General features: G+C 68.2%; 19 protein-coding genes and 1 tRNA gene. 9 read left to right on the plus strand and 11 right to left on the minus strand.

What is annotated here, in order from left to right; all coding sequences use genetic code 11:
* Positions 1-145: 145 nt before the first annotated feature.
* Complete coding sequence (locus tag ABIB28_RS16920; protein WP_354289239.1) at positions 146-586, minus strand: hypothetical protein; 441 nt, start codon at positions 584-586, stop codon at positions 146-148.
* A gap of 213 nt (positions 587-799) precedes the next feature.
* A complete protein-coding gene (locus tag ABIB28_RS16925) occupies positions 800-955 on the minus strand; it encodes a hypothetical protein (RefSeq protein ID WP_322160014.1) in 156 nt (51 codons plus the stop codon).
* A gap of 153 nt (positions 956-1,108) precedes the next feature.
* Between ABIB28_RS16925 and ubiA the strand changes: the two genes are divergently transcribed.
* The 4 genes from ubiA (at position 1,109) to ABIB28_RS16945 (ending at position 4,807) form a co-directional block, all read left to right on the plus strand.
* Positions 1,109-2,041 carry a 4-hydroxybenzoate octaprenyltransferase gene (gene ubiA / locus ABIB28_RS16930; RefSeq protein WP_133186933.1) on the plus strand — a complete coding sequence of 311 codons (933 nt, stop codon included), beginning with the start codon at positions 1,109-1,111 and terminating at the stop codon, positions 2,039-2,041.
* 195 nt (positions 2,042-2,236) lie between these two features.
* Complete coding sequence (locus ABIB28_RS16935; RefSeq protein WP_354289240.1) at positions 2,237-3,595, plus strand: TldD/PmbA family protein; 1,359 nt, start codon at positions 2,237-2,239, stop codon at positions 3,593-3,595.
* Positions 3,588-4,367 (plus strand): 3'(2'),5'-bisphosphate nucleotidase CysQ, encoded by a 780-nt coding sequence (locus tag ABIB28_RS16940; protein ID WP_354289241.1) that lies wholly within the window; start codon positions 3,588-3,590, stop codon positions 4,365-4,367. The genes ABIB28_RS16935 and ABIB28_RS16940 overlap by 8 nt, the downstream gene beginning before the upstream one ends.
* Entirely contained in the window at positions 4,364-4,807 is a 444-nt protein-coding gene (locus tag ABIB28_RS16945; protein WP_354289242.1) for a c-type cytochrome, read from the plus strand. Before ABIB28_RS16940 ends, ABIB28_RS16945 begins: the two co-directional genes overlap by 4 nt.
* 12 nt (positions 4,808-4,819) lie before the next feature.
* Here the strand turns inward: ABIB28_RS16945 and ABIB28_RS16950 are convergent, their stop codons facing one another.
* A complete protein-coding gene (locus ABIB28_RS16950) occupies positions 4,820-5,977 on the minus strand; it encodes an acyl-CoA dehydrogenase family protein (RefSeq protein WP_354289244.1) in 1,158 nt (385 codons plus the stop codon).
* 161 nt (positions 5,978-6,138) lie between these two features.
* On the opposite strand from ABIB28_RS16950, the gene ABIB28_RS16955 reads away from it, so the two are divergent.
* The gene (locus tag ABIB28_RS16955) at positions 6,139-7,149 is read left to right on the plus strand and encodes a fumarylacetoacetate hydrolase family protein (protein ID WP_354289245.1); all 1,011 of its coding nucleotides are present in this window, start codon (positions 6,139-6,141) and stop codon (positions 7,147-7,149) included.
* Between the two features lie 102 nt (positions 7,150-7,251).
* Here the strand turns inward: ABIB28_RS16955 and ABIB28_RS16960 are convergent, their stop codons facing one another.
* Together ABIB28_RS16960 and ABIB28_RS16965 are read right to left on the minus strand one after the other, a co-directional pair.
* Positions 7,252-8,046 (minus strand): ABC transporter ATP-binding protein, encoded by a 795-nt coding sequence (locus tag ABIB28_RS16960; RefSeq protein WP_354289246.1) that lies wholly within the window; start codon positions 8,044-8,046, stop codon positions 7,252-7,254.
* On the minus strand, positions 8,040-9,047 hold the full coding sequence (locus ABIB28_RS16965) for a FecCD family ABC transporter permease (protein ID WP_354289248.1): 1,008 nt from the start codon (positions 9,045-9,047) through the stop codon (positions 8,040-8,042). The genes ABIB28_RS16960 and ABIB28_RS16965 overlap by 7 nt, the downstream gene beginning before the upstream one ends.
* Before the next feature lie 99 nt (positions 9,048-9,146).
* Between ABIB28_RS16965 and ABIB28_RS16970 the strand changes: the two genes are divergently transcribed.
* Positions 9,147-9,998 (plus strand): ABC transporter substrate-binding protein, encoded by an 852-nt coding sequence (locus ABIB28_RS16970; RefSeq protein WP_354289249.1) that lies wholly within the window; start codon positions 9,147-9,149, stop codon positions 9,996-9,998.
* A gap of 123 nt (positions 9,999-10,121) precedes the next feature.
* Here the strand turns inward: ABIB28_RS16970 and cobO are convergent, their stop codons facing one another.
* Entirely contained in the window at positions 10,122-10,730 is a 609-nt protein-coding gene (cobO, locus tag ABIB28_RS16975) for a cob(I)yrinic acid a,c-diamide adenosyltransferase (RefSeq protein ID WP_189675616.1), read from the minus strand.
* A 21-nt stretch (positions 10,731-10,751) separates the two neighbouring features.
* Here cobO and ABIB28_RS16980 point away from each other — a divergent pair, with 21 nt between their 5' ends.
* Entirely contained in the window at positions 10,752-10,952 is a 201-nt protein-coding gene (locus ABIB28_RS16980; protein ID WP_354289250.1) for a hypothetical protein, read from the plus strand.
* Here the strand turns inward: ABIB28_RS16980 and ABIB28_RS16985 are convergent.
* Positions 10,930-11,532, minus strand: coding sequence for a DUF4337 family protein (locus tag ABIB28_RS16985; RefSeq protein ID WP_354289251.1), 603 nt, complete (start codon positions 11,530-11,532; stop codon positions 10,930-10,932). The genes ABIB28_RS16980 and ABIB28_RS16985 overlap by 23 nt on opposite strands.
* A 187-nt stretch (positions 11,533-11,719) precedes the next feature.
* Here ABIB28_RS16985 and ABIB28_RS16990 point away from each other — a divergent pair.
* A tRNA-Leu gene (locus ABIB28_RS16990) sits at positions 11,720-11,806 on the plus strand.
* Here ABIB28_RS16990 and ABIB28_RS16995 read toward each other — a convergent pair.
* Positions 11,807-12,187: a hypothetical protein gene (locus ABIB28_RS16995; protein WP_354289252.1), complete on the minus strand. Its 381-nt coding sequence runs from the start codon at positions 12,185-12,187 to the stop codon at positions 11,807-11,809. It abuts the tRNA gene before it with no gap.
* Positions 12,188-12,303: 116 nt separating this feature from the next.
* The gene (locus tag ABIB28_RS17000) at positions 12,304-14,163 is read right to left on the minus strand and encodes an ABC-F family ATP-binding cassette domain-containing protein (RefSeq protein ID WP_133186957.1); all 1,860 of its coding nucleotides are present in this window, start codon (positions 14,161-14,163) and stop codon (positions 12,304-12,306) included.
* A 79-nt stretch (positions 14,164-14,242) separates the two neighbouring features.
* Between ABIB28_RS17000 and ABIB28_RS17005 the strand changes: the two genes are divergently transcribed.
* On the plus strand, positions 14,243-14,710 hold the full coding sequence (locus ABIB28_RS17005) for a GreA/GreB family elongation factor (protein ID WP_354289253.1): 468 nt from the start codon (positions 14,243-14,245) through the stop codon (positions 14,708-14,710).
* A 155-nt stretch (positions 14,711-14,865) separates the two neighbouring features.
* Here ABIB28_RS17005 and ABIB28_RS17010 read toward each other — a convergent pair whose 3' ends face one another.
* On the minus strand, positions 14,866-16,128 hold the full coding sequence (locus ABIB28_RS17010; RefSeq protein ID WP_354289297.1) for a class I SAM-dependent methyltransferase: 1,263 nt from the start codon (positions 16,126-16,128) through the stop codon (positions 14,866-14,868).
* A 159-nt stretch (positions 16,129-16,287) separates the two neighbouring features.
* The gene (locus tag ABIB28_RS17015; RefSeq protein ID WP_206365680.1) at positions 16,288-17,598 is read right to left on the minus strand and encodes a sensor histidine kinase; all 1,311 of its coding nucleotides are present in this window, start codon (positions 17,596-17,598) and stop codon (positions 16,288-16,290) included.
* Positions 17,599-17,639: the final 41 nt, after the last annotated feature.

Raw genomic sequence — 17,639 nt, forward strand, 5'->3', positions numbered from 1 at the left:
TGAAATGCAGGACGTTCTCGCAGACTGGGGCTGGAACGGACCAGCCGAAGAAAAGCCCGACTGGCTGACGATCTGATTTATGGGTTCACAGCCTAGGTCCGCTTTCGCCCATTTGCGGTCATTCCGTTGCGCCAGTAGATCGTGACTAGCCGCGTCGTTCGAACACGTAGTCGCGGCTATCATCCAAGCCAATGACGTGAAGCGATGTCGGATTTCCGATGGCTGGCAACGCGGTGCTGTCCCTGTTGAAATGCACGAACACGTAATTTCCGCCGAACTCGACCGCTCCATTACGAACACCAATACCAGCGGCAACGGTAATCTGATTTCCGAACTTGCTCTCTGACACGACGTAATTCGTCGCCCTGTTAGCTGTCGTGACTTTTCCATCACGCAAAAGCAGGGGCGCGCAACAAGCGTTGATGTAGGTGCCGTTCGCCCACGACTGCGACGGTAGTATATGGCGGGGCGAAACGGCGTAGATCAGCCCAAAAACAAAAAGCATCCCGGGAATTAGGATCAGACTGCTCCACCCCATAAGGGATGAGCGCATCGCTTCGTCAGCGGCTCTGCCAGAAGAAACCATGCACATACGATGACGGAAATACTCGGACGGAGCAATGTCTGGTTTCCACCAGACTCGGACTTTCGCTCGGCCGTCTCCCTTTTGGAAGCCGGGGCCTTGGAATGGCTTGGCGGGCGGTGGGGCACCACAAGGGAGGCCCCGGCCTGCGCCGGGGCGACGTATAGGCGTTAGGGCCGTTCCACCACATCCAGCCATTACGCCACGCGCCCGAGATTACCGCCGACGCCACACCGCGCGCACGCCGAGCGTCACCACGCCGAGCGTCAGCGCCGCCAGGATCGCCCAGCCGGCCATCACGCCGATGCCGCGCGCGAGTGCCCAGAGCAAGGCTTCGAAGAACCGTCCGATCGCGACGGAGAGATGTACCATGCTGTCCGCCTGTATGTCCGGTCCGGGAGTGGGATGGCGCAGTATCGCGGCCGACGATGGCGAAGTCGAGGCGGCTGTCCCTCGCGGTACGCGGACCGAGCGGTCGCACAACAGCGTTTCCGCAATCTTTCCGCACGCGTATGAGCGGGTGCCATGACCTCCGCTGATCGCCTCCCCGCCGACCTCACCCCCGATACCGAGCATCGCGGCCTCGTCGGGCTGCTCCCTGCCGCCGCGCGGCCGTTCGCGCTGCTCGCGCGGTTCGACCGGCCGATCGGGTGGTGGCTGCTGTTCTGGCCGGGCGCGTGGGGCGTGGCGCTCGCAGGCGGCGCGGTGACGCGCTGGGACCTGATCCTGTGGCTGTTGCTCGGCAGCATCGCGATGCGCGGGGCGGGGTGCGTGTTCAACGATATCGTCGACCGCGATCTCGACCGGCAAGTCGCGCGCACGCGCAGCCGTCCGCTGGCGAGCGGCGCGGTGTCGCTGAAGGCGGCGTGGGTGTGGCTGGTGCTGCTCAGCTTGATCGGGCTGGTCGTCTTGCTGCAGCTCAGCCTCTCTGCGGCGGTGGTTGCGGTGGCGAGCCTTGCGCCCGTCGCCGCCTATCCCTTCATGAAGCGGATCACCTGGTGGCCGCAGATCTGGCTCGGGCTGGTCTTTTCGTGGGCGGCGTTGGTCGGGTGGAGCGAGGTCACGGGCGCACTGAGCGCGCCGGGGCTGCTGCTCTATGCCGGGTCGATCTGCTGGGTGGTCGGCTATGACACGATCTATGCGCTGCAGGACCGCGAGGACGATGCGCTGATCGGCGTGCGATCGTCGGCGCTGCGGATGGGGCGGCGGGTGCGGCTGGGCGTCGGTCTGTTCTACGCCGCAGCACTGGTGTTGTGGGCGGCGGCGATCTGGGTGCTGCGGCCCGATGCGCTGGCGCTCGTCGCGCTGTTGCCGGTGGCGGGGCATTTCGTGTGGCAGGTGGCGACGCTGGCGCCCGACGATGGCGCGGGGGCGTTGCGGCGGTTTCGCTCGAACCGGTTTGCCGGGCTGCTGGTGTTTCTGGCGTGCGTCGTCGTCGGGACGCCGTGGCCGTATTGACCTACGTCAGTCACCCTCGCTTTCGCGGGGATGACGGGGGTGGGGTCGTGCCGCGGAGGCTTCGCCCGGTCCGAAGCGCCGGAGCGGGCATCGAGCCCGCTCCGGCGCTGCTCCACCCACCCCCGGCCCCTCCCCTGAAGGGGAGGGGAGCAGCGAAGGTTGCACGCGTGGCCGCCCGCACCTAAGTCCGCAGCTATGCTGACCCCAGACCAAGCCCGCGATCGCGCCGCCGATATCGTCACTCGTGCCAAGGCAGCGGGCGCCGACGCGGCCGATGCGGTCTATGCCGCCGATACCTCGCTCGATGTGGCCGTCCGGCTTGGTGCGCTCGAGGATGTCGGGCGATCGGAAAGCGCCGAGCTCGGCTTGCGCGTGTTCGTCTGCAAGCGCTCGGCGAGCGTCTCGACCTCGGACCTGTCGGTCGATGCGCTCGCGGCGCTGGTCGAGCGCGCGGTGGCGATGGCGCGCGAGGCGCCCGAGGACGCCTGGGCCGGGCTCGCCCCCGCCGACCGGCTGATGCACGGCGCGCCGCCACTGCTCGACCTCGACGATCTCGCGCACGGCGGCGAGGAAGCCTCGCCGAGCGCTTTGCGCGATGCGGCGCAAGCGGCGGAGGATGCCGCGCGCGCGGTCGCCGGCGTCACCAACAGCGAAGGCGGATTGGCGAGCGCGGCGCGCTCGATCTGGGCGCTTGCCACCAGCCACGGTTTCGCTGCGGCCTATGCGACGACCGGCTACGGCCTGTCGGCGAGCGTGCTCGCCGGCGAGGGCGGCGCGATGGTGCGCGATTACGCCTATAGCTCGAAGCGCCACCGCCGCGCGCTCGAGGATCCGACCGAGATCGGCACGCGCGCCGGCAACCGTGCGGTGGCGCGCGTCAATCCCGGACGGCTCGCCAGCGGTCCGATGAGCGTGGTGTTCGATCCGCGCGTCGGGTCGAGCTTGCTCGGGCATCTGATCGGCGCGATTGCGGGCCAGGCGATCACGCGCAAGACGAGCTTCCTGCTCGATGCGCTCGGCACGCAAGTGTTTTCGAGCGGCGTCACCGTGCTCGACGATCCGCATCTCCCGCACGGGCTGCGCTCGCGGCCGTTCGATGGCGAGGGGCTGCCGGTGTCGCCGATGGCGATCATCGAGGCGGGGATGCTCGAGAATTGGCTGCTCGACAGCGCATCGGCGCGGCAATTGGGGCTCGAGCCGACGGGGCACGCCGCGCGCGGTGTCGGCGGTGCGCCGGGCGTGTCGACGAGCAACCTCCACATGGCGGCGGGCGACGTTCCGCCCGCGACGCTGATTGCGGACATCGTGAGCGGCGTGCTCGTCACCGAGCTGATCGGGATGGGCGTCAACGGCGTGACGGGCGACTATAGCCGCGGTGCGGCGGGCTTCCGCATCGAGCATGGCGTCGTCACCGGGCCGGTCGCGGAATTCACGATCGCGGGCAATTTGAAGGACATGTTCCGCGAGCTGATGCCAGCAAACGACCTCGAATTCCGCTACGGGATCAACGTTCCGACGATCCGGATCGACGGGATGACGGTGGCGAGTGGCTGACGCGAAACTCGCCGATGCGGTGGCGGCGGTCGCGGCCGAGGCGGGCGCGCTCGCGCTGCGGCATTGGCGGACCGATTTCCATCGCTGGGAAAAGGCGCCCAACGATCCGGTCAGCCAGGTCGATCTCGACGTCAACACGCTGCTCCACACGCGGCTCTCGGCGCTGTTGCCCGATGCGGGATGGCTGTCCGAGGAGACCGCCGACAATGCCGACCGGCTTGCCTGCGGGCGGGTGTGGGTGGTCGATCCGATCGACGGCACGCGCGATTATATCCGCGGGCGCGATGGCTGGGCGGTGTCGGTGGCGCTGGTCGAACAGGGCCGCGTGACGATCGGCGTGCTCGATGCGCCCGCGCGCGGCGACATTTTCCGCGCGGCCTTGGGTCAGGGGGCGACACGCAACGGCGTTCCGATCCGCGTTGGTGACCGGCGCGAGTTCAGCGGGTCGCGCGTGCCGACCGACGGTTTGCCCAAGGTGGACAGCGATCTCGTCGTGGTCGCCAAGCCCAATTCGATCGCCTTGCGGATCGCGATGGTCGCGGCGGACGAGGCCGATCTCGTGGCCACCCTGCGCTGGGGCTATGAATGGGACATCGCGGCGGCGGCACTGATCGCCGCCGAAGCGGGCGCGAGCGTGACCGACGCGTTCGGCGCGCCGCTCGTCTTCAACACGCCGAGTGCGCAGGCGTTCGGCGTGCTTGCGACGACCCCCGGGATCCACGCCGCCGCGGTCGCGCGGTTGAGCGATCGCGCGCGGAGGTTGTCGGCGTGAGGCGGTCTGGCCCGGCGCTGTTGGTAGGTGCCGTCGCGCTCGTGCTGACCGCCTGTTCGTCGGGCGACGACAAGGAAGCGCGCCGTCGCTCCGCCGGGCCTTCACCTTCGCCCGCGGCGCTGTTGCGCGTCGCGAGCGCGTCGGCGGGCGAGACGGTGTTCGGTCAGTGCAGCGCGTGCCATTCAATCGGACGCGACGCCGCCGACCGGAGCGGGCCGAACCTGTTCGGGGTGATGGGCGCCGAAGTTGCCAACCGCCGGCCGCGTTTTCCCTATACCGGCGCGCTGCAAGCGTTCGGCGGGCGCTGGACGCCCGAGCGGATGGATGCCTGGCTCACCAACCCCAAGCGGCTGGTGCCCGGCACCGCGATGGGGTTTGCCGGGCTGGCCGATCCGCTCGATCGCGCCGACGTGATCGCCTATCTGCAGACGCAGCACTGATGGTGGCGCCCGTTACAGCGAGCGCCCGATCAACTCCTTCATGATCTCGTTGGTGCCGCCGAAGATCCGCGTGACGCGCGCGGCGCGCCACGCCCGCGCGATCGGATATTCGTTCATATAGCCCGCGCCGCCGTGGAGCTGGAGGCAAGCGTCCATCACTTCCCATTGCAGGTCGGTGTGCCACAGCTTGGCCGCAGCGCCTTCCTCGTTGGTGAGCTCGCCCTTCAAATGCCGCGCGATCGCCCAGTCGAGATGCGCCCAGCCGACCTGCAGCTTGGTCTTGAGATCGGCGAGCACGAAGCGGGTGTTCTGGAAATCGAACACCATGCCGGCAAAGGCTTTGCGCGTCTTGGTGAATTCGACCGTCTCGTCGAACGCCTTTTGCGCAGACGCCTGCACCGACACCGCGATCGACAAGCGTTCCTGCGGCAGCTGGCTCATCAGATAGATGAAGCCCTTGCCCTCTTCGCCGAGGCAATTTGTCATCGGCACGCGGACGTCTTCGAAGAACAGCTCCGAGGTGTCGGCGGCTTCCTGCCCGATCTTGTCGAGCTTGCGGCCCTTGCTGAAGCCTGCCCGGTCACTTTCGACGAGGATGATCGACATGCCCTTCCAGGCGGGCTTGGCGTCGGGATCGGTCTTGGCGACGACGAGCGTCAAATCGGTGTTCTGGCCGTTGGTGATGTAGGTCTTCGAGCCGTTGATGACGTAGTGGTTGCCGTCCTTCTTCGCTGTCGTGCGGATCGCCTGAAGATCGGACCCGGTACCCGGCTCGGTCATCGCGATCGCGGTGATCACGTCGCCCGACACCATCTTGGGGAGCCACTGCGCCTTCTGCTCTTCGGAGCCATAGGTCTCGATATAGCCAGCGACGATGTCCGACTGGAGCGAAAAGCCCGCGGGGACGCCGTTATACGCCATCTCCTCGTCGACGATGGCGTTATAGCCGAAATCGAGCCCGAGCCCGCCATACGCCTCGGGCGCGGTCGGGCAGAGCATGCCGATCTCGCCCGCCTTGCGCCAGAAATCCTTGGGGACGAGCCGGTCCTCCTCCCACTGCGTGACGTGCGGCACACCTTCCTTCTGGAGGAATTGGCGGACGGTCTGGCGGAACGCCTCATGATCCTCGGTATAGGCAAAGCGGCCGGCGACGGTGTCGAGCGAGGACATTTCGGACTCTCCTAGGTTTCACGTTGCAACGCGTTTTTTGACGGTGTGCGGTGTCTTTACGCGAGCGTCAATCCCTGGCGTCATCCGCACGAAAGCGGGATTCCCGCTTTCGCGGGAATGACGAAGGGGGCTATGGTCGGCGAAATTGTAGGAGAGCGCATGTGAAACTGGCCAGCCTCAAATCCGGGCGTGACGGCAAGCTCGTCGTCGTATCGAACGATCTCGCCTGGTACGCCGATGCCGGCCACATCGCGCCGACGCTGCAGGCGGCGCTCGACGATTGGGACCGCGTGCTGCCCGATCTGCAGAACCTCGCGATCGACCTCGAGCATGAGACGATCCCGATGCAGCGCTTCCACGAACACAAGGCGGCGGCGCCGTTGCCGCGCGCGTATCAATGGGCCGATGGCTCGGCCTATGTGAACCATGTCGCGCTGGTGCGGCAGGCGCGTGGTGCCGAGATGCCCGAGACCTTCTGGCACGATCCGCTGATGTATCAGGGCGGGTCGGACGGGTTCCTGGGGCCGCGCGACGCGATCCCGCTGGCGGACGCTGCCTGGGGCTGCGATTTCGAGGGCGAAGTCGTCGTCGTGACGGGCGACGTGGCGCTCGGCGCGAGCCGCGAGGACGCGCTGGCGGCAGTGCGGCTGATCGGGCTGACCAACGACGTGTCGCTTCGCAACCTGATCCCGGGTGAACTGGCGAAGGGTTTCGGCTTCTTCCAGTCGAAGCCTGCCAGCGCCTTCTCGCCGGTGTTCGTCACGCCCGATTCGCTTGGCGACTGGTGGCAGGAGGGCAAGCTCCACCGCACGCTGATGGTCGATCTCAACGGGCAGCCGTTCGGGCGCGTCGCGGCGGGGGCGGACATGACCTTCGATTTCGGCACGCTGATCGCACACGCCGCGAAGACGCGCGCGCTGGGGGCGGGGACGATCGTCGGGTCGGGCACCGTGTCGAACCGCGACGCCGATGGCGGGCCGGGCAAGGCGATCAGCGCGGGCGGGGTCGGCTATGCGTGTCTGGCCGAGCTGCGCACGGTCGAGACGATCGTTGGCGGCGCGCCGAGCACGGGGTTCCTCAAGGCCGGCGACACCGTGCGGATCTGGGCCGAGGACGACAAGCATCATCCGATCTTCGGGGTGATCGAGCAGACGGTCGGCGGCGCGGCGTAAAGCGCAAGGTGTCTGCCCCCCTCCGTGCGCGTCGGCGAGGGGGACTTCGACGGGCTCAGCCCGAACGGGCAGGGGCGGCGTCCTGGCAAGGGCTGCGCGAGATCAGTGCGCGCGGGTCGGCGCGTCGATCCGCTCGTACGGGAGCAGCAGCGGTTGCTCCCCCGTCGTCCCGCGCCAGGCGGTGATGCCATAGACGCTCGCGAGCGCTGCATCGGTGAGCACGGCATCGGGCGTTCCGTCGGCGACGAGGCGACCGGTGTCGAGCAGGAGCAAGCGATCGCAGAAACGCGCCGCGACCGACAGATCGTGCAGCACCACGACGATTAGCGCGCCACCGCGGGCTTGAGCGCGGAGCAGCGCCATCACGTCGAGCTGATGCCCCGGATCGAGCGCGGTGAGCGGCTCGTCGGCGATCAGCGCCGGCGCGCCGGTCGCAAGCGCGCGCGCTAGCATGACGCGCGCGCGCTCGCCGCCCGACAGATCGGTCGCGGTGCGATCGGCGAGATGCGCGGTCCCGGTATCGCGCAAAGCGGCGTCGATCGCGGCCTGATCGAGCAGACTAATCCGCGAGAACGGCCCGAGATGCGGCAACCGCCCGAGTCCGACGAGCCGCGCGACGCTGAGCGGCCAGTGCAGCGCATAGGCTTGCGGCAGATAGGCGATGTGGCGCGCGATCGCGGCGCTGCCGAGCGTCGCCACGTCGGTGCCGTCGATCGTCACGCGCCCCGCCGCGGGCGGCAGCAGCCCGAGCAGCGCGCGTGCCAGCGTCGATTTGCCCGCGCCGTTGGGGCCGATCACGCCGATCAGCGCGCCGTGCTCGAGCGTTACGTCGACCGCGTCGAGCACGCGACGTCCGCCGAGCTCGACCGACAGCGCCTGGGTCGCGATCGTCACCACAAGCGGCGCTCCCGCAGCAAATAATGGAGGAACACCGGCACGCCGAGGAACGCGGTCAGCACGCCGAGCTTGAGCGGCGCCGACGTCGGAACGAGTCGCGTGCCGAGATCGGCGAGCGTCAGCAGCGCCGCGCCGGCGAGCGCCGAGGGGATGAGGATCGCCGACGGGCTGCGATCGGTACGCGGGCGGACGAGGTGCGGGACGATCAGCCCGACGAAGCCGATGCTCCCCGCGACCGCCACGACGCCGCCGATCCCGATCGCGATACCGAGCATCAGCCGCAGCCGGACACGCGCGAGATCGACCCCGAGCGTGCGCGCCGCATCCTCGCCGAGCGACAGCGCGTCGAGCGCGCGACCGTCCCATAAGAGCAACGTCATGCCGATCACGACGCACGGCAGCGCGATCCAGACATCGCCGAAGCTGCGATCCTCGAGACTGCCGAGCAGCCAGGTGGTGATCTCCATCGCCGCGAACGGGTTGGGCGCGAGGTTGAGCGCGAGGTTGATCCCCGCGCCCGACACCGTCGCGACCGCGACCCCTGCGAGGATCAAGCTCAGCGTGCTTTCGCCACGCCGCGACAGCCACATCAGCGGGAGCAGCGACAGCAAGCCGCCGGTGATCGCCAGCAGCGGCAGCACGAACGGATGCGCGGTCGCCAATTGCCAGTAGATCGCGATCACCGCGCCGAGTGCCGCGACGCCCGACACGCCGAGCACCCCCGGATCGGCGAGCGGATTGCGCAGATAGCCCTGCATCGACGCGCCCCCCATGCCGAGCATTGCGCCGACCAGCAGCCCGAGCAAGGCGCGAGGTAAACGGAGCTGGAACAGGATCGCGCGGACGATCGGATCGCCGTGGCCGGTCAGCGCGGCCCACAGCGCGGCGAGCGACAGCTGCGCCGGCCCGACGAGCAGCGAGGCGATCCCCGCGACGATCGCGAGCGCCAGCAGCAGCGGGAGAAGCCACACGGCATTGCGCGCGGGCAGAAGGTTCGGCACGGCAGACCTCGCTCAGGATCGGTCGGGCCCGTCGCGCATGGTCGGGGCGCCTCGTCCCAGCCGTAGCCGGGCGGCGAGCGAAAGCGAAGGAAATCGAACGTGCGGAGCTCTCGGATCGTGCTGGCCCTCGCAAGCCTCGTGCTGCTGGGCGCGGCGCGTCCCGCACCGGTGCCGCGGCGGATCGTCTCGCTCAATCTGTGCGCCGACCAATTGCTCGTCGGTCTGGCGGATCGGGGCCAGATCGTCGCGCTGACCGAATGGGCGCGCGATCCCGAGCTTTCGGCAATCGCCCGGCAAGCGCGCGACCTGCCGTTTACGCATCGCAGCGCCGAGGAAGTGATGGCGCTGCGGCCCGATCTGGTGATCGGTGCGCCGTTCCAGACGCGCGCGGTGCTCGCGCCGCTCAAGGCGCAGGGGCTGACGCTGCTCGAGTTGCCGCGCGGCGAGGGGGTGGCGGCGATCGAGGCGTCGGTCACCACGCTCGCGGCGGCGGTCGGCCATCCCGAGCGCGGCACGCGGATGATCGCGCAGATGCGGCGCGCGCTCGCGGCGGTCGGGCCGCCGCCGGGGCGGGGGCGCGTCGCGGCCTATTATCAGCGGCAGGGGTATCTGACGGGGACGGGAACGCTCGTCGACGAGATGTTCGCGCGGGTCGGGCTGGTCAATCTGGCGGGGCGGCTCGGGCGGCCGGCGCTGTCGCAGCTGTCGCTCGAGGAGATGGCGCTCGCGCGGCCCGATTTCCTGATCCTCGAGACGGGGACGCGCGCGGTTGCCGATCGCGGGACGGCGGCGTTGCATCATCCCTTGCTCGATACCGCGGTGCCGGCGGCACGGCATCTGTATATCGAGCAGGCGCAAACCGTGTGCGGCAGCCCGGCGTTTGCCGATGCGGTCGCGTCGCTTGCCGCGCAGGTGCGGGCGGTGGACCGGGCAGCGGCGCTGCGGCGCTGACGCTGCGCCGCGCCTTGTCACCCCGGGTTAGTCCCGGGGTTCACCGGGAGGCCAAGCCTGTTCCCGCAGCTATCGCGGCACGGTGGGCCCCGGCACAGGGCCGGGGTGACGTGGGGGGAGCTCCTAGAACTCGATTCCCTTTTGCGCCTTCACGCCCTGCTCGCGGAAGGGGTGCTTCACCAGCGTCATCTCGGTGACGAGATCGGCCATGTCGATCAGCGCTTGCGGCGCGTTGCGGCCGGTGACGACGACGTGCGTGTCGGCGGGCTTCGCCGCGAGCACTTCGAGCACTTCCTCGACCGGCAGATAGTCGTAGCGCAGGATGATGTTGAGCTCGTCCGCCACCACCATCGCATAGGACGGGTCGGCGATCATCCGCTTGACCTCGTCCCAGCCTTCGCGCGCGACCGCGATGTCGCGCGCGCGGTCCTGCGTGTCCCAGGTGAAGCCTTCGCCCATCGGCTTGAATTCGATCAGGTCGGGGAAGCGGTCGAACACCGATTTCTCGCCCGTCTCCCACGCGCCCTTGACGAACTGGATGACGCCGACCTTCATCCCGTGGCCGATCGCGCGGACCACCATGCCGAGCGCGGCCGAGGTCTTGCCCTTGCCGTTGCCGGTGTGGACGATCAGCAGGCCCTTTTCCTGCGTCTTGCTTTCGACGAGCTTGTCGCGCGCGACCTTGATGCGCGCCATCTTGGCATTGTGCTCTGCGTCGGTCCGTTCGGCCATCAGGGTGCTCCGGGGGATGAGATGCGGGTCGGGTACCGCATCGCGGCGCGCGACGCCAAAGCCAAAGCGTGCGCGCCGTTGCGTTCACCAGCTGCCGCGATCGTCGTCGTCATCGCCGCAATTGTTGATCACGACATTCTCCTCGCCGCCGCCGCCAAAGCCTTCCGGGCGCTTCGTGACGCGGATTTCATCCGGGCGGCTAGGCGACCCACGGCAAGGTGACGCCGAACGCTGTCGCGATCGCCGTCGCCACGCCGATCGCCGCGAGGCAGGCCGCCCCGAACACGATCGGGCGCGAGCGCGCGATCAGCGCGATCGACAGCAGGACGATCGCGAGCTGGAGTGCGGTCTCGCCGAGTTCATAGCCTTCGCCGGCGCGCGCGGCATGCGCGCCTTCCGCGCGCAAGGCATCGCCCTTGGCCTGGAGTTGGCCGATGCCGTGGCCCGCTGCGTCGGGCGCCCGAAGGCGAGCGGCCTCGGCGGCCCAGTCGCGCCGATCGGCGGGAGCGCCACCGACGCCGTGCGCGGCGGTCTTGAGCACCGTCTCGCGGACGATCTTGGCTTGCATATAGGCGAAGGTGTCCGACGCCTCGATGCCCTTCAACAGGCTTTCGCGCGCGCTGCCCGCCGCGGCCATGTGGATCACCGCCAAGCTGACCGCAAACCCGCCGACCATCAGCGACACGCGGTCGCGGAAGGTGCGTTCGGCGGCGCGCTCGACCCGCTCGCCCGCGTCGCGTTCGGCCTCGGCGCGCTCGATGGCGTCGTCGATCAGTTCTTTTGCGTCGACAGCTTCGACCATGAGACGGTTCCGGGTGAGAGCGAAGCCGTGCCTTCTACGAGCAACGCGCCGCGCGACTCGCGTGAATTCGCTGTCATGATCGAGCGCGCCGACATTCTGCAACAATCGCGCTGGAAATCGCCGGACGCGTCGCTTATAGGCCTGCGCTTCGCCGAACGGGTGCGGGTGCACCGCCTCGATCGGCCAAGCGGGCGTGGTGAAATTGGTAGACGCGCGGGACTCAAAATCCCGTTCCTTAATCGGAGTGTCGGTTCGAGCCCGACCGCCCGCACCATCAGAACAAGGCGCGCCCGGTCTGCGCTGCGGTGGAACGTCCGAGATCGACGACGTGCGCTGCGGTGATTTCGGGCTGGTTGAAGCTCTGGCTCTCCCATTGCGAAACGATGCGTTCGACTTCGGCCGGAGTGCGCTTGCGCTTGGCGAGCGCAAAGTCGATCCACGCGCATCCCGGATTGTAATCGACCAGGCCATCCTCGAGCACGGCGTCGCCGAGCACGATCGCCACCGCATCCGCCACACTGTGGCCGCCAGCGACGAGGCTCAGCGCCGAGAGGCTCTGATCGTCGGACCAATCGCGCGTGCTGGCGCCGCTGCGTGCTGCGATATCGAGCCGGGCTGCGATGAGCCGCGCGCGCAGTGGTGGCGAGAGTTTCATAGGTGGTGCCTCCCCGAACATGATCTACGTCAATCGATAGACGACACGACGGGAGGATTCCCGCCTTTCGCAGGCAGGATCGTTATCATTCCGTAAAGAAAGGTAAACAAGCCAGGTTAAGCGGCTGCCATCTCCAGCGACTCGCTGATCTCGAACCAAGCCGCTTCGGCAGTGTCGAGCTTCTTCGAAATCTGCGCGTGTTGCTTGACCAGATCGGCGGGGGACAGTCGCGCGAGCCAGGCTTCGGCGGTGCTCGGATCGAGCATTGCGCGGTCGATCGCATCGCGCTGCTTGGTCAGCTTGGCGACGAGCGCCTCGGCCTCGTGCGCCTTCTTCTGCAGCGCGACCGCGGCGGCGCTCAGCTGCGGCTTGTCGTCCTTCTTGGCGGCCTTGGTCTTGGCGCCTTCGCCGCCGCCGTCGCCCGAAAGCACGAAGGCGATGTAGTCCTCCATGCTGCCGGCATATTCCTTCGCTGTGCCGTTATCGACCAGCACGAGCCGGTCGGCGGTGAGTTCGACCATGTGGCGGTCGTGGCTGACGAGGATGACCGCGCCGTCATAGGCGTTGAGCGCCTGGACCAGCGCTTCGCGCGCATCGACGTCGAGATGGTTGGTCGGCTCGTCGAGGATCAGCATGTGCGGTGCGTCGCGCGTGATGAGCGCGAGCGCGAGCCGCGCGCGTTCGCCGCCCGACAGCTTGCCGACCTTCTGCGTCGCCTTGACGCCCGAGAAGCCGAAGCGGCCGAGCTGCGCGCGGACCGCGCCGGGGGTCTTGCCCGACATCATCCGCGTCATGTGCTCGAGCGGGGTGTCGTCGCCGTCGAGTTCCTCGACTTGATACTGGGTGAAATAGCCGACGCGCATCTTGCCGCTGGCGTTCATCGCGCCGTCCATCGTCGGCAGCTGCGCGGCGAGCAGGCGCGCGAGCGTGGTCTTGCCATTGCCGTTGCGCCCCAACAGCGCGACGCGGTCGTCGGGATCGAGCCGCAGGTTGAGCCGCTGGAGGATCGGCTTTTCCGCGTATCCAACGGCCGCCATGTCGAGCGTGATCAACGGCGGGCGGAGTTCTTCGGGGCTCGGGAATTCGAACGACAGCGTCGGATCCTCGGCCATCGATGCGATCGGCTGCATCTTGGCGAGCATCTTCTGGCGGCTCTGCGCCTGCTTGGCGGTCGAGGCGCGGGCCGAGTTCTTGGCGATATATTCGCTGAGCTTTGCCCTTTGCGTATCCTGCGCGGCCTTGGCGGCGGCGAGCTGCGCGACGCGTTCGGCGCGCTGGCGCTCGAAGCTGTCGTAACCGCCGGTGTAGAGATGGACCTTGCCGCCCTCGAGATGGAGGATCGTGTCGACCACATTGTTGAGCAGATCGCGCTCGTGGCTGATGACGACCATCATCGCCGGATAAGATTTGAGGAAGTTCTCGAGCCACAAAGTCGCTTCGAGATCGAGATGGTTCGAGGGCTCGTCGAGCAGCAGCAAATCGGGCTCGGAGAACAGAAGTGCTGCGAGCGCGACACGCATCTTCCAGCCGCCGGAGTAGGAATCGAGCGGACGACCCTGCATTTCCTCGTCGAAGCCGAGGCCGACGAGAATCCGCGCGGCGCGGGCAGGGGCGGTGTAGGCGTCGATCGCGGTGAGGCGCTCATAGATCACGCCCATGCGGTCGGGATCCTGGCAGGTCTCGGCCTCTTCCAGCAGCGACGCACGCTCGGTGTCGGCGGCGAGCACGGCCTCGACCGGGGTGGTCGTGCCCGAGGGGGCTTCCTGCGCGATATAGCCGATGCGCGTGCCGCGCGGCATCTCGATCTCGCCGAGATCGGGCTCGAGCTGGCCGATCATGACCTTCATGAGCGTCGACTTGCCCGCGCCGTTGCGCCCGATCAGGCCGACGCGGCTCTTGGGCGGCAGCGCCGCGCTCGCACCGTCGAGGATCGCGCGCCCACCGAGGCGCACCGTGATACCATTGATATTCAGCATCGGCGGCCCGTAGCAGATTGTTGCGTTGCACCCAAGTGTCCGCCAAGACGTTGTGCAACAAAGCCTGTGGAGAGCCTGAATGAGCGTCGCCTTCCGCCGCGAGAGCGACGAAGAACATCTGGAACCCAAGTTCGAACGGCCGATCGCGCCGGGCCCGAACCTGGTGACGCCGCGCGGGTTGGCGCTGATCGGGGCGAAAGTCGTCGAGCTCGAGGCGGCGGTGGCGGCGGCGTCGGGAGAGGACCGCGATGCGGTGCTGCGCGAGCTGCGCTATTGGCACACGCGCCAGACGACCGCCGAGGTCGTCGCATCCGCGGCCGAGGGTGAAGTCGGGATCGGCAGCCGCGTGACGTATCGCCTCAACGGCGTCGAGCGCAGCGTCGAGATCGTCGGCGGCGACGAAGCCGATCCGGCGGCGGGCAAGATCGGGTATCAGGCCCCGCTCGCGCGTGCGCTGATCGGCGCGGAGGTCGGCGAGCGAGTCGATTTTGCGGGGAAGGACGAGGCGATCGAGGTGGTTGCTGTCGCGGTGACTGGCGTCGCTTAGTCGGCGGACGCGAGCCTTTCGCGCAGTCCATACCCGTCACCCCGGGCTTGTCCCGGGGTCCACCATGGGGCGTGAAATGCCGGGGCCATGGGTGCATCCCGGTGGACCCCGGGACAAGCCCGGGGTGACGGCGGAGGGGGCGTGTGGTCTCCCGATCAGCGCAAAACTGGCTCCGGGGCCTTCACCTCACCCGCCTGCAACCCTGCCTCAGCCTCCGCCATATACCCCCGCGTCAGCGGCAGCGCGCGGCGGTCGCGGATCAGTTGCACCTGATAGTTGCACATGACGCCATGCTTGAACGCCGCCATCGCGCCGGCGAGGTAGAACACCCACATTCGGTAGAAGCGCGCATCGAACATCGCCTCGATCTTGTCGCGGTTGGCGACGGCGCGATCATACCAGTGGCGGATCGTCAGCGCATAATGGACGCGCAGCGTCTCGACATCGGCCGCGATCAGCCGGACCGATTCGCTCGCGCCGACGATTTGCGACAGCGCCGGATTGTAGCCGCCGGGGAAGATATATTTCGCGGTGAACGGATCGGTCTGGCCCGGGCCGCCCATCCGCCCGATCGTATGGAGCAGCATCACGCCGTCCTCCTCGAGCAGCGCGCGGCATTTGTGGAAGAAGGTGCGATAATTGGGCACGCCGACATGCTCGAACATCCCGACCGAGACGATCCGGTCGAAGCGGCCCGTCAACTCGCGATAGTCGATCAGCTCGAACTTCACCCGATCGGCGACGCCGGCTTCCTCGGCGCGGCGGCGGGCGGTCTTGAGCTGTTCTTCGGACAGCGTGATGCCGAGCACGTCGACGTCGGCGACGCGGTTGAGATACAGCGCCATCCCGCCCCAACCGCAGCCGATATCGAGCACGCGCTGGCCCGGCCGTAGCTGCAGCTTGGCGGCGATATGCGCCTTCTTGTCGAGCTGCGCTTGCTCGAGCGTATTGTCCTCGTCGGTGAAATACGCGCAGCTATATTGCCGGTCGGCGTCGAGGAAGAGATCGTAGAGCCGGTCGCCGATATCGTAATGGTGCGCGACGTTCTCCTTCGATTTGCCGATGCGGTTGAGCTGGCGCAGTCGCGCGGTGCTTGCCGCCCAGGCGAGCTTGACCGGGTTCTTGGTGCCGATCGTGCTACGGCCGTCTTCCCAGCGGCCGTTGCCGCGGATCAGGTCGATCATCCCGGCGATGTCGTCGTTATCGACGAGCAGCCGCCCGTCCATCCAGGCGAGCGCCGCGCCGAGCCGCGGATGGCGCGCGATATAGGTCGCGACGTTCTTGTCGGCGAAGCGCAGCGTGACGGGGCGGAACGCGGGATCGGGCGTGCCGTAGTGATAACGCGTGCCATCGGCATCGATGATCGTCAGTTCGCCGCGCTTGACGAGATTTTTCGCGAACCGGTCGAACAGCCACATCGCACACACGCTCCACACCCTGACACCCTGACACCCTGACACCCTGTCGCCTGGCGCGTCGCGGCACCGGATGGGCGGCGCGGCGAAGGTCAGGCGCGGGCTGGTTGGATCAACCGTGCCCGTCTCGGCTGGCCCGCGCAAGGCGGCGTACGCCGCTGATCACCGCGCGAGCGTGATCCGGGCGACCAGCCCGCCGCCGTCGCGATTGGCGAGCGTGATGTCGCCGCCGGCATCGCGCACGATCGTCCGGGCGAGCGCGAGACCCAGGCCGATGCCCCCGGTCGCCTTGTTGCGCGACGTCTCGAGCCGCGTGAACGCCTCGAACACGTCGCCGAGGCGGTCGGCGGGAATGCCGGGGCCACGGTCGCACACCAGGATCGCGACCGACTGCGCGCTCGCGGTGACGCTGACTTCGACCGCGCCGGCATATTTCAGCGCATTCTCGATCAGGTTGCGCAGCGCGCGGCGCATCAGGCCGGGGCGCAGCCGCATGCGGATGCGCTCGCTTTCCTCGAACACGACCTCGTGGCCGATCTCGCGGAAATCCTCGACGACGGCATCGACCAAAGCCGCGAGATCGACTTCTGTCGGCGGCTCGCTCGGGCGGCCGAGCCGCGCGAGCGACAGAATGTCGTCGAGCATGCGGTTCATCTCGGCGATCGTCTCGGCCATTCTGGCGCGATCGGCATCGTCATCGACCGATTCGACGCGGACGCGCAGCGAGGCGAGCGGCGTGCGCAGATCATGCCCGATCGCGCCGAGCATCCGGTCCTTCTCGTCGAGCATCGCGGTGACGCGCAAGCGCAGCGCGTTGAACGCCGCGATCACGTCGCGCACGTCCTGCGGCCCGGCGGCGGGGACGGGATCGGCCGTAGCACCCGGCTGGAAGCTGCGCGCTGCCTCGGCAAGCCCGCGCAACGGCCGCGAGATCCGCCGCCCGGCCCACAGCAACGGCACCAGCACGACGATGTAGAGGATCGCGGTCTGCGCCATCAACCGCCAGAAGATATCCGAATCGTCGCGCGTCCACGGCAGGTTGAGCACGAACCACTGTCCGCCCGGGCGCTCGACCGCGACTTGCAGCTCGGCGCCGCCGCGCAGCAGACGCTCGACGCGCTGTGCGCTGACATAGCGCAGCCGCGGATCGTTGCGCTGGATCGGCAGGACTTGCGTCTGGATGCGCGACGCCTTGACCCCGGCCTCGGCAAGCGCGGCGCGAAGCGCGGTTTCGACTTCGGCGACATGCTCGCCGCCAGGCTGGATCGGCGAGCGCGGCGCGAGATGGATCCGGCTCCAACCCGAACCGCCGCCGACGCGGCGCCCCGCGGCGATCCGCTCGTCGGCATCGATGATCCGCGTCACTACGGGCCCGGTCGCCTGGTCGAGCCGCGCGCGGCGACGGTCCTGCAGCGCGAGCGTGAAGTTGATCGCCTGCGCGACGAACAGTGCGATCGCGATGAGCAGCGCCATCTGCCCCGACAGGCTGCGCGGGATCGCCCGCAGGCGCGTGA

Source organism: Sphingomonas sp. UYEF23, from assembly GCF_040546165.1.
Lineage (GTDB): Bacteria > Pseudomonadota > Alphaproteobacteria > Sphingomonadales > Sphingomonadaceae > Sphingomonas > Sphingomonas glacialis.

What these genes read in the sequence shown, in the direction of transcription:
- ABIB28_RS16920 (WP_354289239.1), bottom strand. Translation starts at nt 586, where the DNA reads ATGGTTTCTTCTGGCAGAGCCGCTGACGAAGCGATGCGCTCATCCCTT.
- ABIB28_RS16925 (WP_322160014.1), bottom strand. Translation starts at nt 955, where the DNA reads ATGGTACATCTCTCCGTCGCGATCGGACGGTTCTTCGAAGCCTTGCTC.
- ubiA (WP_133186933.1), top strand. Translation starts at nt 1,109, where the DNA reads ATGACCTCCGCTGATCGCCTCCCCGCCGACCTCACCCCCGATACCGAG.
- ABIB28_RS16935 (WP_354289240.1), top strand. Translation starts at nt 2,237, where the DNA reads ATGCTGACCCCAGACCAAGCCCGCGATCGCGCCGCCGATATCGTCACT.
- ABIB28_RS16950 (WP_354289244.1), bottom strand. Translation starts at nt 5,977, where the DNA reads ATGTCCTCGCTCGACACCGTCGCCGGCCGCTTTGCCTATACCGAGGAT.
- cobO (WP_189675616.1), bottom strand. Translation starts at nt 10,730, where the DNA reads ATGGCCGAACGGACCGACGCAGAGCACAATGCCAAGATGGCGCGCATC.
- ABIB28_RS16980 (WP_354289250.1), top strand. Translation starts at nt 10,752, where the DNA reads ATGCGGGTCGGGTACCGCATCGCGGCGCGCGACGCCAAAGCCAAAGCG.
- ABIB28_RS16985 (WP_354289251.1), bottom strand. Translation starts at nt 11,532, where the DNA reads ATGGTCGAAGCTGTCGACGCAAAAGAACTGATCGACGACGCCATCGAG.
- ABIB28_RS16995 (WP_354289252.1), bottom strand. Translation starts at nt 12,187, where the DNA reads ATGAAACTCTCGCCACCACTGCGCGCGCGGCTCATCGCAGCCCGGCTC.
- ABIB28_RS17000 (WP_133186957.1), bottom strand. Translation starts at nt 14,163, where the DNA reads ATGCTGAATATCAATGGTATCACGGTGCGCCTCGGTGGGCGCGCGATC.
- ABIB28_RS17005 (WP_354289253.1), top strand. Translation starts at nt 14,243, where the DNA reads ATGAGCGTCGCCTTCCGCCGCGAGAGCGACGAAGAACATCTGGAACCC.
- ABIB28_RS17010 (WP_354289297.1), bottom strand. Translation starts at nt 16,128, where the DNA reads ATGTGGCTGTTCGACCGGTTCGCGAAAAATCTCGTCAAGCGCGGCGAA.
- ABIB28_RS17015 (WP_206365680.1), bottom strand. Translation starts at nt 17,598, where the DNA reads ATGGCGCTGCTCATCGCGATCGCACTGTTCGTCGCGCAGGCGATCAAC.